Annotated in this window: 20 protein-coding genes; 18 read left to right on the top strand and 2 right to left on the bottom strand. The window is 42.6% G+C overall.

Going from position 1 to position 15,767, the window contains the following annotated elements; translation table 11 throughout:
- Nucleotides 1–25: 25 nt before the first annotated feature.
- The 6 genes from ABE65_RS20080 (at nt 26) to ABE65_RS20055 (ending at nt 5,245) form a co-directional block, all read left to right on the top strand.
- Complete coding sequence (locus ABE65_RS20080) at nt 26–943, top strand: ABC transporter ATP-binding protein (protein ID WP_066398966.1); 918 nt, start codon at nt 26–28, stop codon at nt 941–943.
- Nucleotides 940–1,686: an ABC transporter permease gene (locus ABE65_RS20075; RefSeq protein ID WP_066398962.1), complete on the top strand. Its 747-nt coding sequence runs from the start codon at nt 940–942 to the stop codon at nt 1,684–1,686. Before ABE65_RS20080 ends, ABE65_RS20075 begins: the two co-directional genes overlap by 4 nt.
- Nucleotides 1,687–1,844: 158 nt before the next feature.
- Entirely contained in the window at nt 1,845–3,209 is a 1,365-nt protein-coding gene (locus ABE65_RS20070) for a copper amine oxidase (protein WP_066398960.1), read from the top strand.
- 92 nt (nt 3,210–3,301) lie between these two features.
- On the top strand, nt 3,302–3,949 hold the full coding sequence (locus ABE65_RS20065; RefSeq protein ID WP_066398958.1) for a class F sortase: 648 nt from the start codon (nt 3,302–3,304) through the stop codon (nt 3,947–3,949).
- Nucleotides 3,950–4,349: 400 nt separating this feature from the next.
- On the top strand, nt 4,350–4,979 hold the full coding sequence (gene upp / locus ABE65_RS20060; protein ID WP_066398955.1) for a uracil phosphoribosyltransferase: 630 nt from the start codon (nt 4,350–4,352) through the stop codon (nt 4,977–4,979).
- Between the two features lie 47 nt (nt 4,980–5,026).
- Nucleotides 5,027–5,245: a hypothetical protein gene (locus ABE65_RS20055; protein WP_066398950.1), complete on the top strand. Its 219-nt coding sequence runs from the start codon at nt 5,027–5,029 to the stop codon at nt 5,243–5,245.
- Nucleotides 5,246–5,299: 54 nt separating this feature from the next.
- On the opposite strand, the gene ABE65_RS20050 is transcribed toward ABE65_RS20055, so the two are convergent.
- The gene (locus tag ABE65_RS20050) at nt 5,300–5,725 is read right to left on the bottom strand and encodes a DUF3889 domain-containing protein (RefSeq protein WP_066398944.1); all 426 of its coding nucleotides are present in this window, start codon (nt 5,723–5,725) and stop codon (nt 5,300–5,302) included.
- 291 nt (nt 5,726–6,016) lie between these two features.
- On the opposite strand from ABE65_RS20050, the gene ABE65_RS20045 reads away from it, so the two are divergent.
- The 10 genes from ABE65_RS20045 to ABE65_RS20000 all read left to right on the top strand — a co-directional run bounded on the left by ABE65_RS20045 (nt 6,017) and on the right by ABE65_RS20000 (nt 13,185).
- Nucleotides 6,017–6,241, top strand: coding sequence for an AtpZ/AtpI family protein (locus ABE65_RS20045; RefSeq protein WP_066244770.1), 225 nt, complete (start codon nt 6,017–6,019; stop codon nt 6,239–6,241).
- Nucleotides 6,238–6,624, top strand: a complete 387-nt coding sequence (locus ABE65_RS20040) for an ATP synthase subunit I (RefSeq protein WP_156499223.1) — start codon at nt 6,238–6,240, stop codon at nt 6,622–6,624. Before ABE65_RS20045 ends, ABE65_RS20040 begins: the two co-directional genes overlap by 4 nt.
- A gap of 6 nt (nt 6,625–6,630) precedes the next feature.
- Entirely contained in the window at nt 6,631–7,341 is a 711-nt protein-coding gene (atpB, locus tag ABE65_RS20035) for a F0F1 ATP synthase subunit A (RefSeq protein ID WP_066398943.1), read from the top strand.
- Nucleotides 7,342–7,424: 83 nt separating this feature from the next.
- Nucleotides 7,425–7,637, top strand: a complete 213-nt coding sequence (atpE, locus tag ABE65_RS20030) for a F0F1 ATP synthase subunit C (RefSeq protein WP_066244772.1) — start codon at nt 7,425–7,427, stop codon at nt 7,635–7,637.
- 112 nt (nt 7,638–7,749) lie between these two features.
- On the top strand, nt 7,750–8,268 hold the full coding sequence (gene atpF, locus ABE65_RS20025; protein WP_137791115.1) for a F0F1 ATP synthase subunit B: 519 nt from the start codon (nt 7,750–7,752) through the stop codon (nt 8,266–8,268).
- Nucleotides 8,265–8,816, top strand: a complete 552-nt coding sequence (locus ABE65_RS20020) for a F0F1 ATP synthase subunit delta (RefSeq protein WP_066398940.1) — start codon at nt 8,265–8,267, stop codon at nt 8,814–8,816. Before atpF ends, ABE65_RS20020 begins: the two co-directional genes overlap by 4 nt.
- A 19-nt stretch (nt 8,817–8,835) precedes the next feature.
- A complete protein-coding gene (gene atpA, locus ABE65_RS20015) occupies nt 8,836–10,335 on the top strand; it encodes a F0F1 ATP synthase subunit alpha (protein ID WP_066398939.1) in 1,500 nt (499 codons plus the stop codon).
- Nucleotides 10,336–10,458: 123 nt separating this feature from the next.
- Complete coding sequence (atpG, locus tag ABE65_RS20010) at nt 10,459–11,310, top strand: ATP synthase F1 subunit gamma (RefSeq protein ID WP_066398937.1); 852 nt, start codon at nt 10,459–10,461, stop codon at nt 11,308–11,310.
- A 56-nt stretch (nt 11,311–11,366) separates the two neighbouring features.
- Complete coding sequence (gene atpD / locus ABE65_RS20005) at nt 11,367–12,755, top strand: F0F1 ATP synthase subunit beta (protein WP_066398935.1); 1,389 nt, start codon at nt 11,367–11,369, stop codon at nt 12,753–12,755.
- Between the two features lie 22 nt (nt 12,756–12,777).
- Nucleotides 12,778–13,185, top strand: coding sequence for a F0F1 ATP synthase subunit epsilon (locus ABE65_RS20000; protein WP_066398933.1), 408 nt, complete (start codon nt 12,778–12,780; stop codon nt 13,183–13,185).
- 595 nt (nt 13,186–13,780) lie between these two features.
- Here ABE65_RS20000 and ABE65_RS19995 read toward each other — a convergent pair.
- Nucleotides 13,781–13,960, bottom strand: coding sequence for a hypothetical protein (locus tag ABE65_RS19995; RefSeq protein ID WP_066398931.1), 180 nt, complete (start codon nt 13,958–13,960; stop codon nt 13,781–13,783).
- 194 nt (nt 13,961–14,154) lie between these two features.
- Here ABE65_RS19995 and ABE65_RS19990 point away from each other — a divergent pair, with 194 nt between their 5' ends.
- Nucleotides 14,155–14,700, top strand: a complete 546-nt coding sequence (locus ABE65_RS19990) for a glycerol-3-phosphate responsive antiterminator (protein WP_066398926.1) — start codon at nt 14,155–14,157, stop codon at nt 14,698–14,700.
- A 204-nt stretch (nt 14,701–14,904) separates the two neighbouring features.
- A complete protein-coding gene (locus ABE65_RS19985; protein ID WP_066398917.1) occupies nt 14,905–15,732 on the top strand; it encodes an MIP/aquaporin family protein in 828 nt (275 codons plus the stop codon).
- Nucleotides 15,733–15,767: the final 35 nt, after the last annotated feature.

Below are 15,767 nucleotides of genomic sequence, written 5' to 3'. Positions count from 1 at the left end.
TAAATTAAGGTAAAGGAGTGATAACGTGGAAGACGTAATCATAGTACGCTCACTTATGAAATCCTACGGAACGAAAAAAGCAGTAAATAATCTTTCTTTTTCTGTTAAAAAGGGTGAAATATTTGGAATCATCGGACCAAATGGAGCCGGTAAAACGACCACGATCGAGATCATGGAAGGTCTTCGCAAAAAAGATAGCGGCGAGGTCTCTATTTTGGGCATGAACCCGGAAAAAGATCGGAAGGTGTTGAACCATCGCATTGGTGTTCAGTTTCAGGCAACTTCGATACAAAAGAAAATGAAAGTAAAAGAAGCACTAAAGTTGTTTGCGGCGATCTACAATAAAAACAATGCGAATGATGAGATGCTCAAACTGCTGGGGTTAGAGGAGAAGATGGATACATACTTTGATGACCTATCTGGTGGCCAGAAACAGCGATTAACATTAGCGCTAGCTACTTTACATGAACCCGAGATCATTTTTTTAGACGAGCCGAGCATGGGACTCGATCCGCATGCAAGGAGAGAGATGTGGAACATTATTTGTTCGCTACGAGATAGAGGGACGACCATTGTTGTAACCACGCATTACATGGAAGAAGCGGAAAAGCTTTGTGATAGGGTTGCGATGATCTATAACGGAGAATTGCGTGCATTAGATGATCCGAGCCGATTGGTAGAAGACATCTCTTCTCACTTCATCAGCTTCCGAAGTCCAGATTTTCCTGTCGCTCAGGTTCATCAGATGAACGGTGTTATAAGAGTGGAACATGATGAAGAGCTAGATGCGTTCAAGCTTTATACTGAGGATCTTCAATCTTGTTCATATAACTTATTTAAAATGGCACATGAAGAAAACTATCATATCTCCGATTACAAATTCGAACGAGGTACGCTCGATGACTTGTTTGTTCATTACCTACAAGGAGGGGAATCTGCATGACGGCTCTATGGCAACTAACAGTACTTGAGACGAAGATGTTTTTTCGAGATAAGCTCCAGGTGTTTTGGACGTTTCTGTTCCCCGTACTTATGATTTGGTTATTCGGTTCGATGTTTGAGAACCAAGCTCCTGAAGGGTTTTCTTTTGCGAGTCTCTACATTCCCTCATGGATTGGGGTAAATATCGTGACGACCGCTTTTTTCACACTAGGAACGGTCCTTACCGGATATCGTGAAACAGGGGTTCTTCGCCGATATCAATCGACACCGCTCGCTCCGTGGAAGATTCTCTTTGCCCACACGATTCAAGGTACGGTGATCTTTTGCTTCTCAGCAGTCGTTCTTGTGGTGTTCGGAACACTCATGTTCGACCTTCATGCACCTGTTTATTTAGGAAGTACGCTAGTCGCTTTATTGCTCAGCATTCTGGCGTTCTTTCCGTTCGCACTCTTTTTAACATCCTTAGCAAAAAACGTAGGAACAGCCGCAGCGATCAGCTCACTTTTTCTTAACCTTATGCTGTTTTTGTCAGGAGCTACATTTCCGTTAGAGATGATGCCTGATGTGTTGCAATATATCGCAAAGATTCTACCTCTTTACTATGTGATCGAACTGCTCCGTGCCACATGGAACACCTCCCCTTTGTGGGAGAATTGGACGCCTGTTCTCGTATTAAGCTGTATCGCGCTTGTATCGATCGTGTTGTCATCTGTGTTTTTTAAGTGGAGTGGAAAAGCTGAATAATAGAATATAAATCTTTGAAAAAGTATGGGTCGGATATATCGTTGCCGCCGATACTTTTTTATTTTCGACATAAATCCAAAAAAATTTTGTATAAGAGTGATCCAAAATAAAATTCTCTCCGTTAGCTTATTGAAATTAACTAAAAAGGAGAGATTTAAATGAAAATGAAAAAAGCACTTTTAGCCGTACCGTTAAGTGTTTCACTACTAATACCAACATTCTCAGTGGCAAATGCACATGGTCATGAGAACCATAGCAAGGGACCTATGTCAGCAGAAGTTTCAAACCCAGCAATCGATCTTCGCGCATCATTGGATACTCTTCTTTCAGAGCATGCATTCCTAGCTGTAGTAGCGATGCAAAAAGGAATTGACGGAAAAGAGGATTTTGAAGCAGCGGCAGGACAGCTGAACCAAAATACAGAGGCACTATCCAAAGCAGTAGGATCTGTTTATGGAGAAGAAGCTGGAAATCAATTTAAAGAAATCTGGAGCAGCCACATCGGCTATTTCGTAGATTATGTAACAGCAACAGCTGAAAATAATGAAGAAGGAAGAAAACAAGCTCTTGCAGAACTGGATAAATACCGTACAACACAAGCTGACTTCCTAGATAAAGCAACAGAAGGTAGATTAAAAGCGGCTGATCTAGAAGAAGGTTTAAAAGTACACATCGACCAATTGATCTGGGCGTTTGAAAGCTACAGAACGGGCGACTACGACAAAGCGTATGACAACATTTCAGAAGCGATGCACCACATGTTCATGACAGGTAAAGGTCTTTCATGGGCGATCACAGATCAGTTCCCTGACAAATTTGAAAATAAATCAGTAGATACACCTGCAGCTGATCTTCGTGCTGACTTGAACAGTGTGTTCTCTGCCCATGCAGCCTTGGCGGCATTAACGATGCAAAAAGGAATCGATGGCGCGAAAGACTTTGAAGCAGCGGCAGCTGAACTGAGCGAAAACACAGATGACATCACAGCAGCAGTTGAATCTGTATATGGTGCAGAAGGTGCAGCGCAATTTAAAGAGATCTGGAGCAGCCATATCGGATACTTCGTTGACTATGTAACAGCTACAGCAGAAAAGAACGAAGAAGGCAAAAAGCAAGCGATCGCTGAGCTCGATGAGTATCGTATGGAACAAGCTAAATTCTTAGATACGGCAACTGAAGGACGCCTAAAAGCGGCTGATCTAGAAGAAGGATTAAAAGTACACATCGATCAATTACTAGCAGCATTTAACAGCTATACAGGAAAAGATTATCCAGCTGCTTACAAGAACATCTCTGAAGCTTATGCACACATGTTCGGAGTAGGACAATCCCTATCTGGTGCGATCGTTGATCAATTCCCAGATAAGTTTGCGGGCCAAAAGCCATCTGATATGCCGAAAACAGGTATGGGCGGAATGAGCCAAACATCAAATGACGCTATCCTTTGGAGCATGTTCGGCTTGATCCTAGCTTCAGCAACAACAGCGATGATTCTTCGTAGAAAAGCGACGAACAATTCTTAAGAGATTAAGGATAAGAGATAAGAGGTTAAGAGTGGAGGGCAATTCTGTCCTCCATCTTTTCTATCTATTGAAGATGGAAAGGAAGGTTCTTTATGAAAAAATTACTTGCTAGTATTTTGCTGAGTATGCTGATCGCAAGCGGCTGTTCAAATGCAGAGGATCAAGTAAAAAGTGAGAGCTCTAAACAATCTGCGGAACCTGAGAAAAAACAAGAGCAACAGGAAGAAGTCGCTTCCTCATCAACGGAACTAACACCGCCTGAAGGCTTAAAGTTAAAGGCAGATACAGAAGGGATCACACCTTCTACGATTGAAATTCCAGCGTTAGGAATCAATACCGAAATCGAAAAAGTGGGTACGTTAGAAAATGGCCAGATGGGTGTTCCAAAAGGAATGGATACCGTTGGCTGGTTTGGTGATGGAGCGAAACCTGGATCACCAGGAAATGCTGTAATGGCAGGGCATGTTGACAGTAAGACGGGTCCGGCCGTGTTTTACAAGCTAGAAGACCTTGAAAAAGGCGATGAAGTGATTGTGAAGGATAAAGAGGGAAAAACATTAACCTTTGAAGTAACGGGAAAAGAAAAATACGACAGAAAAAATGCGCCTGTTGATAAAATATTCGACTATTCGTATGGCAGCAAGCTGAACTTAATCACGTGCACGGGTAACTTTAATCGTGATGAAGGCACACATGAAGAGAGATTGGTTATTTATACAGAGTTGAAAGCGAAAGAGTAGGGATAATTAACATTATGTGAAAGCATCCATTCGTGTGGAGTGGGTGTTTTTTTGTTGTGTGGAAAAACTGAGTGGACAGAATTATGACGGAAGTGGACAGTAAATTGTGAAAAGTGGACAGTATTATGATGGAAGTGGACAGTAAAATGCGAAAAGTCGACAGTATTTATGCCGAAGTGGACAGTAAACTTCAAATGGGTACTGCACCCGCACCAACTTTTTCAGGATTTCACGTCTGAATTCAGGGAATAGTAGTAAAGGAGTTTATATGTAAAATTTGGAGTTAGAAAACTATCGTTTCTGTGCTGATTTTCCTTGAAGTAAAGGTCGTTTTTCTGTACAATGCTAGAGATGCTTTTTGAACGAAAATAAATGTTACATAAGGAGAGGTGCTTAAAACATGAGTGAGGTATATGTCCTTGATCATCCGTTAATTCAGCATAAATTAACATACATCCGTGACGAACGTACGGGTACGAAAGAATTTCGTGAACTTGTTGATGAAGTAGCTGGGCTTATGGCTTTTGAAATTACACGTGATCTTCCATTGCAAGAGGTAACGGTGAAAACGCCGGTTGCCGAAGCAACTATGAAAACGATCGCTGGGAAAAAGTTAGGGCTAGTACCGATCCTTCGTGCAGGACTTGGAATGGTAGACGGAATCCTTAAACTTATTCCAGCAGCAAAAGTTGGACACGTTGGACTTTACCGTGATCCTGAAACGTTAACGCCGATTGAATATTACGTGAAGCTTCCTTCTGACGTAGAAGAGCGTGATTTCATCGTGATCGACCCGATGCTTGCAACAGGTGGATCTGCAGCAGCAGCGATTGAATCGATCAAGAAACGCGGTGCTAAAAACATTAAGCTTATGTGTTTAGTGGCAGCTCCAGAAGGTGTTAAAGTGATTCAGGACGAGCACCCTGACGTTGATATTTTCTTAGCAGCACTTGATGAAAAATTAAACGACCATGGTTACATCGTTCCAGGTCTAGGCGACGCTGGAGACCGTTTGTTCGGAACAAAATAATCATTAAAAGCCAAAACTGACTTGTGATAAGGTGATAATTGCCTCTCATGAGTCAGTTTTTTTTATTGAAAAACGTGTTTAGCGGTGGTGTGGACGAGTTTTCAGGTGGTCGAGATGAAGTTACAGGTGAAAACAGGCTCATCTCAGGTGGTCAGCGATCATTTACAGGTGGAAACTCGAAGTTTAGCGGTGAACGTGTAATAAATATAAAAACACGTACCGTAAAAACAGCAAAAAAGCTGACAAATTCCCGTCGTCAGCCTTAACGTGCCTATACATCAACGTTCATAACTCTTCCTAGTCCACTAACTAACCTAAAATCAATTCAACTCTTCAACCTTCATATCCACAAGCTTTTCATCCGTATGCATCACACCGACTTTGACGACACGTTTCTTTCCGTTCTCATACACCGTAAAATCAAAAAAATCTGAGATGGTGCCATCCGGGCTCACGCGGCGTGTATCATACTGATAATCACTCACATCACTGTTCGGATATTTCTTTTTCGTTTCGGCTAGAGCCATCTTGCCCCATTTTGCATAGTCTTTTTGTGTCACAGATGAATTTAAATCTTCTGACGGGGTCTGGTCGTTATATTGAACGTTCAATGGTTTTGTACGCTCGTTTTCCACATTATTTCTCATATCTGTAGATTCTTCTGTAGGCTTTTTGTCATTGTTCATGCAGCCGCCAGCTACCAAAATTCCGGTCAACGCAAAGAAAATAATTATTTTTTGTTTCATGTCGAACAAGCTCCTTCCATATATTTAATGTAAGTATTTATCAAATAGGGTGATTTATTCAGGAATATGGAAACCACAGGCAAAAGTAGTAAACAAAGTGAATAATAAACCATTGAAACAAGCCACAAAATTTCCACAATTTATTTAATAAACCGTCCCGGAAGTCGTTGACATAGAAATGGCACTATTGTATTCTTACAAAGGGAATATGGTAAGGTTTACATTCTTGTGTTTACAAGGGTTTTCAAGAAAATTATTACCAAATTTCCAGAAGGAAGGAGTCCATACGATATGAGCAACGGGAAACGCCCTTATAAAGCGATGGCTTTAATGTCTGGCATTCTTTCTCAGCTTGTTGGATGTATCTTAGTTGGACTTTTTGGAGGGAAATGGCTGGACGAGAAAGTCGGCAATGAATTTCCAATCTTCCTTATCATCGGGTTGTTTCTAGGTCTTGGAACAGGTGTTTACGGGATGATCCGCTTAATATCGAAGTTTTCAGGGGACGGGCAATGATGAATGAGTACAAATCGGTGTTTTTTAAATACATAAAGTACACATTATATCTTCTCTCTCTTTTTTTCGTCGGTTATGCTGTCACTCCTTACAAAGCTATCTTTTTAGGACTAGCTCTAGGAACTGCTTTTAGCCTCTACAATCTTTGGAGCATGTATTCAAAGATTGACCGCATGGGACAAGCAGTGATTCAGCAGAAAAGAGTGAAAACACTCGGTTCACTTTCTAGGCTCCTCTTTGCAGGGTTAGCGGTGCTCATCGCGATGAAATACCCGGAACATATTCATTTATTAAGTGTGGTAGTGGGATTGATGTCAGTCTACATTATCATGTTAATAGATTCACTAACTCAAGTTACACGTACTCCAAAGGAAAAGAGGTGAACATAGGTGGAACATGGTGCAGTTACAAGAGATTTTCTAGGTTTGACATTTAACCTGTCAAACGTACTGATGATCACAGTTTCATCCGTTATTGTTTTCCTTATTGCGGTACTCGCTACTCGAACCCTGTCAATGCGACCAGGAGGAATGCAAAACTTCCTTGAATGGGTAGTCGATTTCGTAAAAGGAATCATCAACAGCACAATGGATTGGCATACGGGCGGACGCTTTTTAGCTTTAGGACTTACATTAATCATGTACATTTTCGTTGCCAACATGCTGGGATTACCTTTTGCAGTAGTAGTCGACCATAATCTATGGTGGAAATCCCCTACTGCAGACCCAACTATTACTTTGACTCTAGCAGTTATGGTAGTGGCGCTATCACACTATTACGGTGTGAGAATGAAAGGGGTCAAGGAATATGGAGCTGAATTCTTCAAGCCGATGAAGTTCTTGTTCCCATTAAAGATTATTGAAGAGTTTGCGAACACATTAACGCTTGGTCTTCGTCTTTACGGTAACATCTTCGCAGGTGAGATGCTTTTAGGTCTATTAGTAGGTTTGACTAAGATGGGTATTTTTGCTGGCGTACTTGGAATCTTCCCACTAATCGTGTGGCAAGGCTTCTCAGTATTCGTTGGTGCGATCCAAGCATTTATCTTCACGATGCTAACAATGGTTTACTTGGCACATAAAGTAAGTCACGATCACTAATCTTTAGGAAATATCAAGCTTCTATACATAGAAGCCCATTTTCATAAAAACTTTAAGGGAATTCAGAAGGGAGAAATTTTATCATGAATCTTATTGCAGCTGCAATCGCGGTAGGTCTAGCGGCACTTGGTGCTGGTATTGGTAACGGTTTGATCGTAGGACGTACAGTTGAGGGGATCGCTCGTCAACCAGAACTACGTGGTACTCTTCAAACAACAATGTTCATCGGGGTTGCATTAGTTGAGGCACTTCCAATCATCGGTGTGGTTATCGCGTTCATCGCGCTTGGTTCTTAATCCTTAAAACAACCACTGTTTATTACGATTTCTATAATGGCGAAGCAAGTTTCCGTTGAGGGACTACCCTTCGCCATTCCTTATGTATGATTGATTGAAGGGAGGAAATGGTGTGCAAAACTTAATTCTAGGTGCTGCTGCAGGTGGAGGCCTGAACACAGGTGATATCCTTTACCAATTAGCTGCATTTTTAATCCTACTAGTATTATTGCGTAAATTCGCATGGGGCCCGTTAATGGGAATCATGAAGGAGCGCCAATCACATATCAACAGCGAAATTGATGCGGCTGAAAAATCCCGTCAAGAAGCTAAGAGCTATCTTGAATCTCAAGTTGCTGAGTTAAAGAAAGCAAAAGAAGAAGCAAAGTCTATTATCGACAATGCTAAAAAGCAAGGCGAAGCACAAGGTGAAGCAATCATTAAAGCATCTCGTGATGAAGCTGAGCGTGTGAAAGAAGCTGCATTAGCTGAGATCGCTTCTGAAAAAGAAAAAGCGGTTGCTACACTTCGTCAAGAAGTTGCTGCTCTATCCGTTAAGATCGCTTCTAAAGTTATTGCAAAAGAACTTGATGAGAGCTCTCAGGAGAAGCTTATTAACGAATACCTTCAAGAGGTAGGCGAGTCTCGATGAGCAAAGATCAAGCAATCGTAGCAAAACGTTATGCATTAGCACTATTTGAAGTAGTTGGTGTTACGAAACTTGAAGATACAGTTTCAGAATTGCGTCTTGTGAAGAACGTACTGGAGCTTAACAAAGAGCTTCAAAAAGTTCTATCACATCCAAAAGTATCAAAAGATCAAAAGAAAGCTTTGATCAAAGAGAGCGTTGGAGCTGAACTTTCTACTGCTGTAATGAACACGATCTATCTGATGGTAGACCGTAACCGTTACACATACATCACAGAGATGGCAGCGCAGTTCATTGAATTAGCAAATGAGGCACAAGGCATTGCCGACGCAAATGTATATTCTGTACGTCCTTTATCAGACTCAGAGATACAGAAGTTGGAGCAAACGTTTGCTGCCCGAGTCGGCAAAAGAGCGTTGCGCATTAATAATATTGTAGATTCTTCTCTTGTTGGAGGAATTAAGATCCGCATTGGCAACCGTATTTTTGACGGAAGCATCAGCGGAAAGTTGAATCGAATGGAACGTCAATTAGCTTCTAACGGAAGCTGAGAGGATAGGGGTGAAATTCATGAGCATTAAAGCTGAAGAAATCAGTGCTTTAATTAAAAAACAGATTGAAAACTATCAATCTGAGATCGAAGTTAATGATGTGGGTACAGTTATCCAGGTCGGTGACGGTATTGCCCGTGCCCATGGATTAGATAACGTTATGGCTGGTGAGCTAGTTGAATTTTCTAACGGTGTAATGGGTATGGCCCAAAACCTTGAAGAAAACAACGTAGGTATCATCATTCTTGGGCCTTACCAAGAGATTCGTGAAGGTGACGAAGTAAAACGTACAGGACGTATCATGGAAGTTCCTGTAGGTGAAGAGCTTCTTGGCCGTGTAGTTAACCCTCTTGGACAGCCTATCGATGGCAAAGGTCCAATTGCTACTACAAAAACACGTCCTATCGAGCAAAAAGCTCCAGGCGTAATGGCTCGTAAATCAGTACATGAGCCGCTTCAAACAGGTATTAAAGCGATTGACGCACTTGTGCCAATCGGACGCGGACAACGTGAGCTTATCATCGGTGACCGTCAAACAGGTAAAACAGCTGTAGCGATCGATACGATCCTTAACCAAAAAGATCAAGATATGATCTGTATCTATGTAGCGATCGGTCAAAAAGAATCAACAGTTGCAGGCGTTGTAGAAACACTTCGTGCACACGGAGCGCTTGATTACACGATCGTTGTATCAGCATCAGCTTCTCAACCTGCACCAATGTTGTTCCTAGCTCCTTATGCTGGGGTATCTATGGCTGAAGAATTCATGTGGGCTGGCAAGCACGTATTGATCATTTATGATGATCTTTCTAAGCAAGCTGCTGCATACCGTGAGCTTTCCTTGCTACTTCGTCGTCCTCCAGGCCGCGAAGCTTATCCAGGGGACGTATTCTACCTTCACTCTCGCTTGTTAGAGCGTGCAGCGAAGTTGAATGACGAGCTAGGTGGCGGATCGATCACAGCGCTTCCGTTCATTGAAACGCAAGCATCTGACGTATCTGCTTATATTCCAACAAACGTTATCTCTATCACAGACGGACAGATCTTCTTACAATCTGACTTGTTCTTCTCCGGAGTTCGTCCGGCGATCAACGCAGGTATCTCCGTTTCTCGTGTAGGGGGAGCAGCTCAGATCAAAGCGATGAGTAAAGTATCTGGTACACTTCGTCTAGATCTTGCTTCATACCGTGAACTAGAAGCATTCGCTCAGTTCGGATCTGACCTTGATAAAGCAACTCAAGCAAAACTTAACCGTGGTGCACGTACAGTTGAAGTACTTAAGCAAGGACTTCACAAGCCACTAAAAGTTGAGCACCAAGTTGCCATCCTTTATGCATTGACTCGTGGTTACATCGATGATGTAGCTGTTGAAGATGTAAATCGCTTTGAAGAAGCGCTTTACGCTCACATGGAAGCGAACTCTAAAGACGTTCTTGATGCAATCAAAACGACTGGTAAACTTCCTGAAGGTGACAGCCTAGACGAAGCGATCAAAGCATTCAAAAAGACATTCGCGTAAGATTATATAGACTTTAAAAGCAGAGGTGCAGTTGCAGTGATGAGCTGCGCCTTGCAACCAGCTTACTATGTTTAAAATGAGGTTAACCGATTTTTAAACTACCAATAAAGGTGGTGAAAATGAATGGCATTGAAAGATATAAAAGCTAGAATAGATTCTACTAAGAAGACGATGCAGATCACAAAAGCGATGGAGATGGTTTCAGCTGCAAAGCTAAACCGTGCTGAGCAAAATGCGAAATCTTTCGGCCCTTACGTGGACAAGATCCAAGAAGTGGTAGGAAGCATCGCATCTGGAAGCAACGCGAAACACTCTATGCTTTTAACACGACCAGTGAAAAAGACGGGTTACTTCGTCGTTACAGCTGACCGTGGATTAGCAGGGGCTTATAACTCGAATATTTTACGCCACGTTTACCGTACGATTCAAGAGCGTCACAAATCAGCAGATGAGTATGCATTGATCGTGATCGGTAAAGTTGGGGTGAACTTCTTCAAAAGCCGTAAGATGTCTATCTTGGACAGCATCACAGGCGTGGCAGACCAGCCATCCTTTGCTGAGATCAAGGCGATCGCATCAAAGGCAGTCGGTCTTTATGCGGACGGAACATTTGATGAGCTTTACATGTATTACAACCATTTTGTAAGTGCCATTCAGAGCGATCTGACGGAGAAGAAGCTTCTTCCGTTAACAGATATCGCTGCAACAAAATCAAAATCTTCCTATGAGTATGAACCATCAGAGGACGAAATCCTTGAAGTGCTTCTTCCTCAATATGCGGAGAGCTTGATTTATGGTGCTTTACTTGATGCGAAAGCAGCCGAGCATGCTTCTCGTATGACTGCGATGAGAAATGCAACGGATAACGCTAATGAACTGATCGGCCAATTGAACCTCTCGTACAACCGTGAGCGTCAAGCAGCTATCACTCAGGAAATTACGGAAATCGTCGGCGGTGTAGCAGCTCTAGAGTAGACTTTTTATAAGTGATTCTAGCAGCTATTTTGCAAAGTAAGATAGGAGGGAAACCGATGAATAAAGGCTATATTACTCAAATTCTTGGACCGGTCGTTGACGTTAAGTTCGAAGGCCAGCTTCCAGAATTGCTTAACGCTTTAACTGTTAGCGCTGAGGGTGTTGACTTAACACTAGAAGTAGCACTTCACCTTGGTGATAACATGGTTCGTACAATCGCAATGGATTCAACGGATGGTCTTGTTCGTGGAATGGAAATCGCTGACTCAGGTAAGCCGATCTCTGTACCAGTAGGTGAAGCAACACTTGGACGTGTATTTAACGTAACAGGTGATCACATTGACCTTGGTGAGGCAGTACCGGCAGATGTTCGCCGTGACCCGATCCACCGTTCAGCACCTTCTTTTGAAGAATTAACAACTAAAACGGAGATCCTTGAAACAGGGATCAAAGTAGTTGACCTTATCGCTCCATACGTAAAAGGTGGAAAAATCGGTCTTTTCGGTGGTGCGGGTGTAGGTAAAACGGTTCTTATCCAGGAGCTTATCAACAACATCGCACAAGAACACGGTGGTATCTCCGTATTCGCAGGTGTTGGTGAGCGTACTCGTGAAGGAAATGACCTTTTCCACGAGATGAGCGACTCTGGTGTTATCAAGAAAACGGCAATGGTATTCGGACAGATGAACGAGCCGCCTGGAGCACGTGCACGTATCGCTCTTTCTGGTTTGACAATGGCTGAATTCTTCCGTGACGAACAAGGACAAGACGTTCTTTTCTTCGTAGATAACATCTTCCGTTTCACGCAAGCAGGTTCTGAAGTATCTGCCCTTCTTGGCCGTATGCCATCAGCGGTAGGTTACCAGCCAACTCTTGCAACTGAGATGGGTCAATTACAAGAGCGTATCACATCTACGAAAAAAGGTTCTGTAACATCTATCCAAGCGATCTATGTACCTGCCGATGACTATACGGATCCGGCTCCAGCTACAGCGTTCGCCCACTTAGATGCAACAACGAACCTTGAGCGTAAACTTACAGCTATGGGTATCTATCCAGCGGTAGATCCACTAGCTTCAACTTCACGTGCACTTTCTCCTGAGATCGTTGGAGAAGAGCATTATGAAGTAGCTCGTAAAGTACAGGCGACTTTACAGCGTTATAAAGAGCTTCAAGATATCATCGCAATCCTTGGTATGGACGAGCTTTCTGAAGACGATAAGCTAGTTGTACACCGTGCGCGTCGTATCCAGTTCTTCTTATCTCAAAACTTCCACGTTGCAGAACAATTTACAGGACAAAAAGGTTCATACGTTCCTGTTAAAGAAACAGTTCGTGGATTCAAAGAAATCCTTGAAGGAAAATACGATGATCTTCCGGAATCAGCGTTCCATCTCGTAGGCTCTATTGAGGATGCTATTGAAAAAGCAAAAACTTTGGCCTAATGCCTGAAAGGGGTAAGATTGGATGAAAACCATTCAAGTCAGCGTAGTAACCCCTGATGGTCCTGTGTTTGAAGGAAATGCGAAAATGGTCAGCGCGAAAGCAAAAAGTGGGGAGCTTGGAATTCTTCCAGGCCATATCCCTCTTGTAGCTCCTTTAACGATCAGCGCCGTGCGTGTTCACGACGTTGATGGGAAAACACAATATGTGGCCGTTAGCGGTGGATTTATTGAAGTGCGACCTGAAAAAGTCACGATCCTAGCAGAAGCTGCTGAGATCGCTGGCGACATCGAAGTAGATCGTGCACGCGCAGCAAAAGAGCGTGCCGAGCAACGTCTTGCAAGCAACAAACAAGACAACCTAGATGCAGCTCGTGCGGAGTTTGCGCTTAAACGCGCAATGAACCGTATCGACATAGCAACAAAGCGTTAATTTAAAAAGCCCTTCAGCTCTCTTTATAGGGAGTTGCAGGGCTTTTTTTGTGTTTGTAAGGGGTATGAGAGGAATAAAGGGAGTGCGAGCAATGTCGAGGATTGTAAACTCGTGGATAAAGTAGCAAAACTTATGGATTGAGGGCTAAAATTCGTGGATAAACAGGCAAAACTTCTGGATAAACAGCCTAAACTTTTGGATTGCATTAAGCTAATACCCAGCACGGTATCTAAGTTAATAAGTTTCGGGAACCGAAACTGTACCTTCATTCTTTTTCAGAACGCAAAAACCCCTCCGACTTGTCCAAAACCAACGTCAAAGGGGTTTTATTACAATACATCACGTTCAGTTTGAGAAGGTTGAACATCGGATGGATCGTTCTTTTATTTGGCTCTTTTCTAAAAGTCTCCCTATGCAAGTTGATTGAAGCATAAGGTTGCCGACTCCTATGGGACGAGCGGTCAGGTGGAGACTCCTAATGGCGCAAAGCGGCAGGAGGCTCACCGTTCGCCCCATGGAAAGCGCGTAACCTGGAGCGGAAATCAACTACTTTCGGATAGCTACATCGCATACGCATACGAGAATGGTTTTGTATTTAGCTTCTTCCAAAAATCGGCCGAGCACATGAGACCCTACGTAACCATACTTGGTCGCCATTTTCACTAGTCATCGCGTTCGTTTCTGCTGCCTCTTCCATTTGAACCACTTCATCACCAAACGGGTTTTGAAATTCGCCAACAGGAGAGATAACAGGTTTCTTTCTCTTTTTAATCATGCTTTTCACCTCCTCAAGCTAAGGAAGTGTCCTAAGAAATATAGCTTATAAACAAGCTATATACTATTAAATGCTCGTCCGTCTGTAGTTGTATGTGTTATTATCACTTAATGTGTAAAAAAGGCGGTTTTTTCGTGGTTTTAAAAATAAATGACGAAAACTTGTGAATGATAAGAAGGTAAGGAGTGGGCACGATGAGCTTCCATGGACAAAAAGTTTTGCCAGCAGCGAGAAAGATGAAGGATTTTGAAAAGCTGCTGAATAGCAAATACACATATATCGTATGTTTGGACACGCATATCAGTCAGCTGAAATTCATGATTGCGATGGCAAACGAACGAAAAAAGAAAGTTTTGGTTCATCTGGATCTGATTAACGGTTTGAAGGCAAACGAATATGCGGTAGATTTTTTAGCACAGGAGATGAAACCAGCAGGAATCATTTCAACACGATCTAACTGCATCATGCGTGCAAAAAAGAAGAACATGATCGCCGTTCAGCGTTTGTTTTTATTAGATTCATTAGCACTCGAAACAAGTTATAAAGTCATCGAACGTGCTCAGCCAGACTATTTAGAGGTTTTGCCAGGCATCATGCCGGAAATAATAAAAGAAGTAAGTGAGCAAGCTGGAATTCCGGTAATTGCTGGTGGATTGATTCGTACAAAAGTAAATGTGATGGAAGCATTGGAGGCCGGTGCAGAGGCTGTGACGACTTCAAACCCTGAATTGTGGATTTAATGTTCTTGTGAAATAACGTTTGACAACGTTTTCATCCTTGTTATAATAGAGACAAGTTCATAAACGTGACGGAGAACATGGAGATCCACAGGGGTTACTTATAGCAAAACTATAGGTATCTTTTGCTGGGTCTTTTTTTGATGAAATCCGTTCACATACTTGCACTTATAAATTGATAGCGATTGCATAAAAGGAGGAAAACACATGTCAACATTTATGGCAGAACTTATAGGAACAATGATTCTAATTATATTTGGCGGGGGCGTTGTTGCAAACGTTTCCTTGAATAAATCAAAAGCTCAAGGTGGCGGATGGATTGTAGTTGCGCTTGCTTGGGGACTAGCCGTTGCGATGGCGGTTTATGCAGTCGGAAGCTTTAGTGGTGCACATCTTAACCCAGCCGTAACACTTGGCCTTGCTTCAATCGGTGAATTTGCTTGGGCAGATGTACCAGCTTATATTCTGGCACAAATGATCGGCGGTATCTTAGGTGGAATGGTCGTCTTCTTCCACTTCCTGCCGCACTGGAAAGCAACGGATGATCCAGCTGTAAAATTAGGAGTTTTCTCAACGGACCCTGCAATTCCGCATACGTTTTCGAATCTTTTATCAGAATTTATTGGAACTGCGGTTTTACTAGTAGGATTATTGTCAATCGGAGCGAATAAATTTTCAGATGGATTGAATCCACTAATCGTCGGATTCCTAATCGTAGCCATCGGATTATCACTTGGTGGACCAACAGGATATGCGATCAACCCAGCACGTGACCTCGGTCCAAGAATTGCACATTTTATCTTGCCGATTCCAGGCAAAGGCGGATCGAACTGGACGTACTCATGGATTCCGGTTGTAGGGCCAGTGCTCGGCGGAGTTTTCGGAGCATTGTTCTATCAAGCTGTTTTTACAGGAAAAGTTACAACCTTATTCTGGATCTGGACAGTGGTTTCACTAGCGATTTTCGCAATAACATTCTTCTTAGGAAGTAAAGGCACACAAGCATTGCCTCACGGTGATCAAATAGAAAACTAAAACAAAAACAACAAACCATTTTGGGAGGGTTTACG

It is taken from the genome of Fictibacillus phosphorivorans (genome assembly GCF_001629705.1).
GTDB lineage: Bacteria > Bacillota > Bacilli > Bacillales > Fictibacillaceae > Fictibacillus > Fictibacillus phosphorivorans_A.
This window is presented reverse-complemented; position numbering and strand designations above follow the sequence as displayed.

Bases quoted from the DNA above. Each gene is read 5' to 3' on its own strand.
- atpE (WP_066244772.1), top strand. From the start codon at position 7,425: ATGAATCTTATTGCAGCTGCAATCGCGGTAGGTCTAGCGGCACTTGGT.
- atpA (WP_066398939.1), top strand. From the start codon at position 8,836: ATGAGCATTAAAGCTGAAGAAATCAGTGCTTTAATTAAAAAACAGATT.
- atpD (WP_066398935.1), top strand. From the start codon at position 11,367: ATGAATAAAGGCTATATTACTCAAATTCTTGGACCGGTCGTTGACGTT.
- ABE65_RS20065 (WP_066398958.1), top strand. From the start codon at position 3,302: ATGAAAAAATTACTTGCTAGTATTTTGCTGAGTATGCTGATCGCAAGC.
- ABE65_RS20000 (WP_066398933.1), top strand. From the start codon at position 12,778: ATGAAAACCATTCAAGTCAGCGTAGTAACCCCTGATGGTCCTGTGTTT.
- ABE65_RS20070 (WP_066398960.1), top strand. From the start codon at position 1,845: ATGAAAATGAAAAAAGCACTTTTAGCCGTACCGTTAAGTGTTTCACTA.
- ABE65_RS20050 (WP_066398944.1), bottom strand. From the start codon at position 5,725: ATGAAACAAAAAATAATTATTTTCTTTGCGTTGACCGGAATTTTGGTA.
- ABE65_RS19985 (WP_066398917.1), top strand. From the start codon at position 14,905: ATGTCAACATTTATGGCAGAACTTATAGGAACAATGATTCTAATTATA.
- upp (WP_066398955.1), top strand. From the start codon at position 4,350: ATGAGTGAGGTATATGTCCTTGATCATCCGTTAATTCAGCATAAATTA.
- ABE65_RS20055 (WP_066398950.1), top strand. From the start codon at position 5,027: ATGAGTCAGTTTTTTTTATTGAAAAACGTGTTTAGCGGTGGTGTGGAC.
- ABE65_RS19990 (WP_066398926.1), top strand. From the start codon at position 14,155: ATGAGCTTCCATGGACAAAAAGTTTTGCCAGCAGCGAGAAAGATGAAG.
- ABE65_RS20075 (WP_066398962.1), top strand. From the start codon at position 940: ATGACGGCTCTATGGCAACTAACAGTACTTGAGACGAAGATGTTTTTT.
- ABE65_RS20045 (WP_066244770.1), top strand. From the start codon at position 6,017: ATGAGCAACGGGAAACGCCCTTATAAAGCGATGGCTTTAATGTCTGGC.
- atpG (WP_066398937.1), top strand. From the start codon at position 10,459: ATGGCATTGAAAGATATAAAAGCTAGAATAGATTCTACTAAGAAGACG.
- ABE65_RS19995 (WP_066398931.1), bottom strand. From the start codon at position 13,960: ATGATTAAAAAGAGAAAGAAACCTGTTATCTCTCCTGTTGGCGAATTT.
- ABE65_RS20020 (WP_066398940.1), top strand. From the start codon at position 8,265: ATGAGCAAAGATCAAGCAATCGTAGCAAAACGTTATGCATTAGCACTA.
- ABE65_RS20040 (WP_156499223.1), top strand. From the start codon at position 6,238: ATGATGAATGAGTACAAATCGGTGTTTTTTAAATACATAAAGTACACA.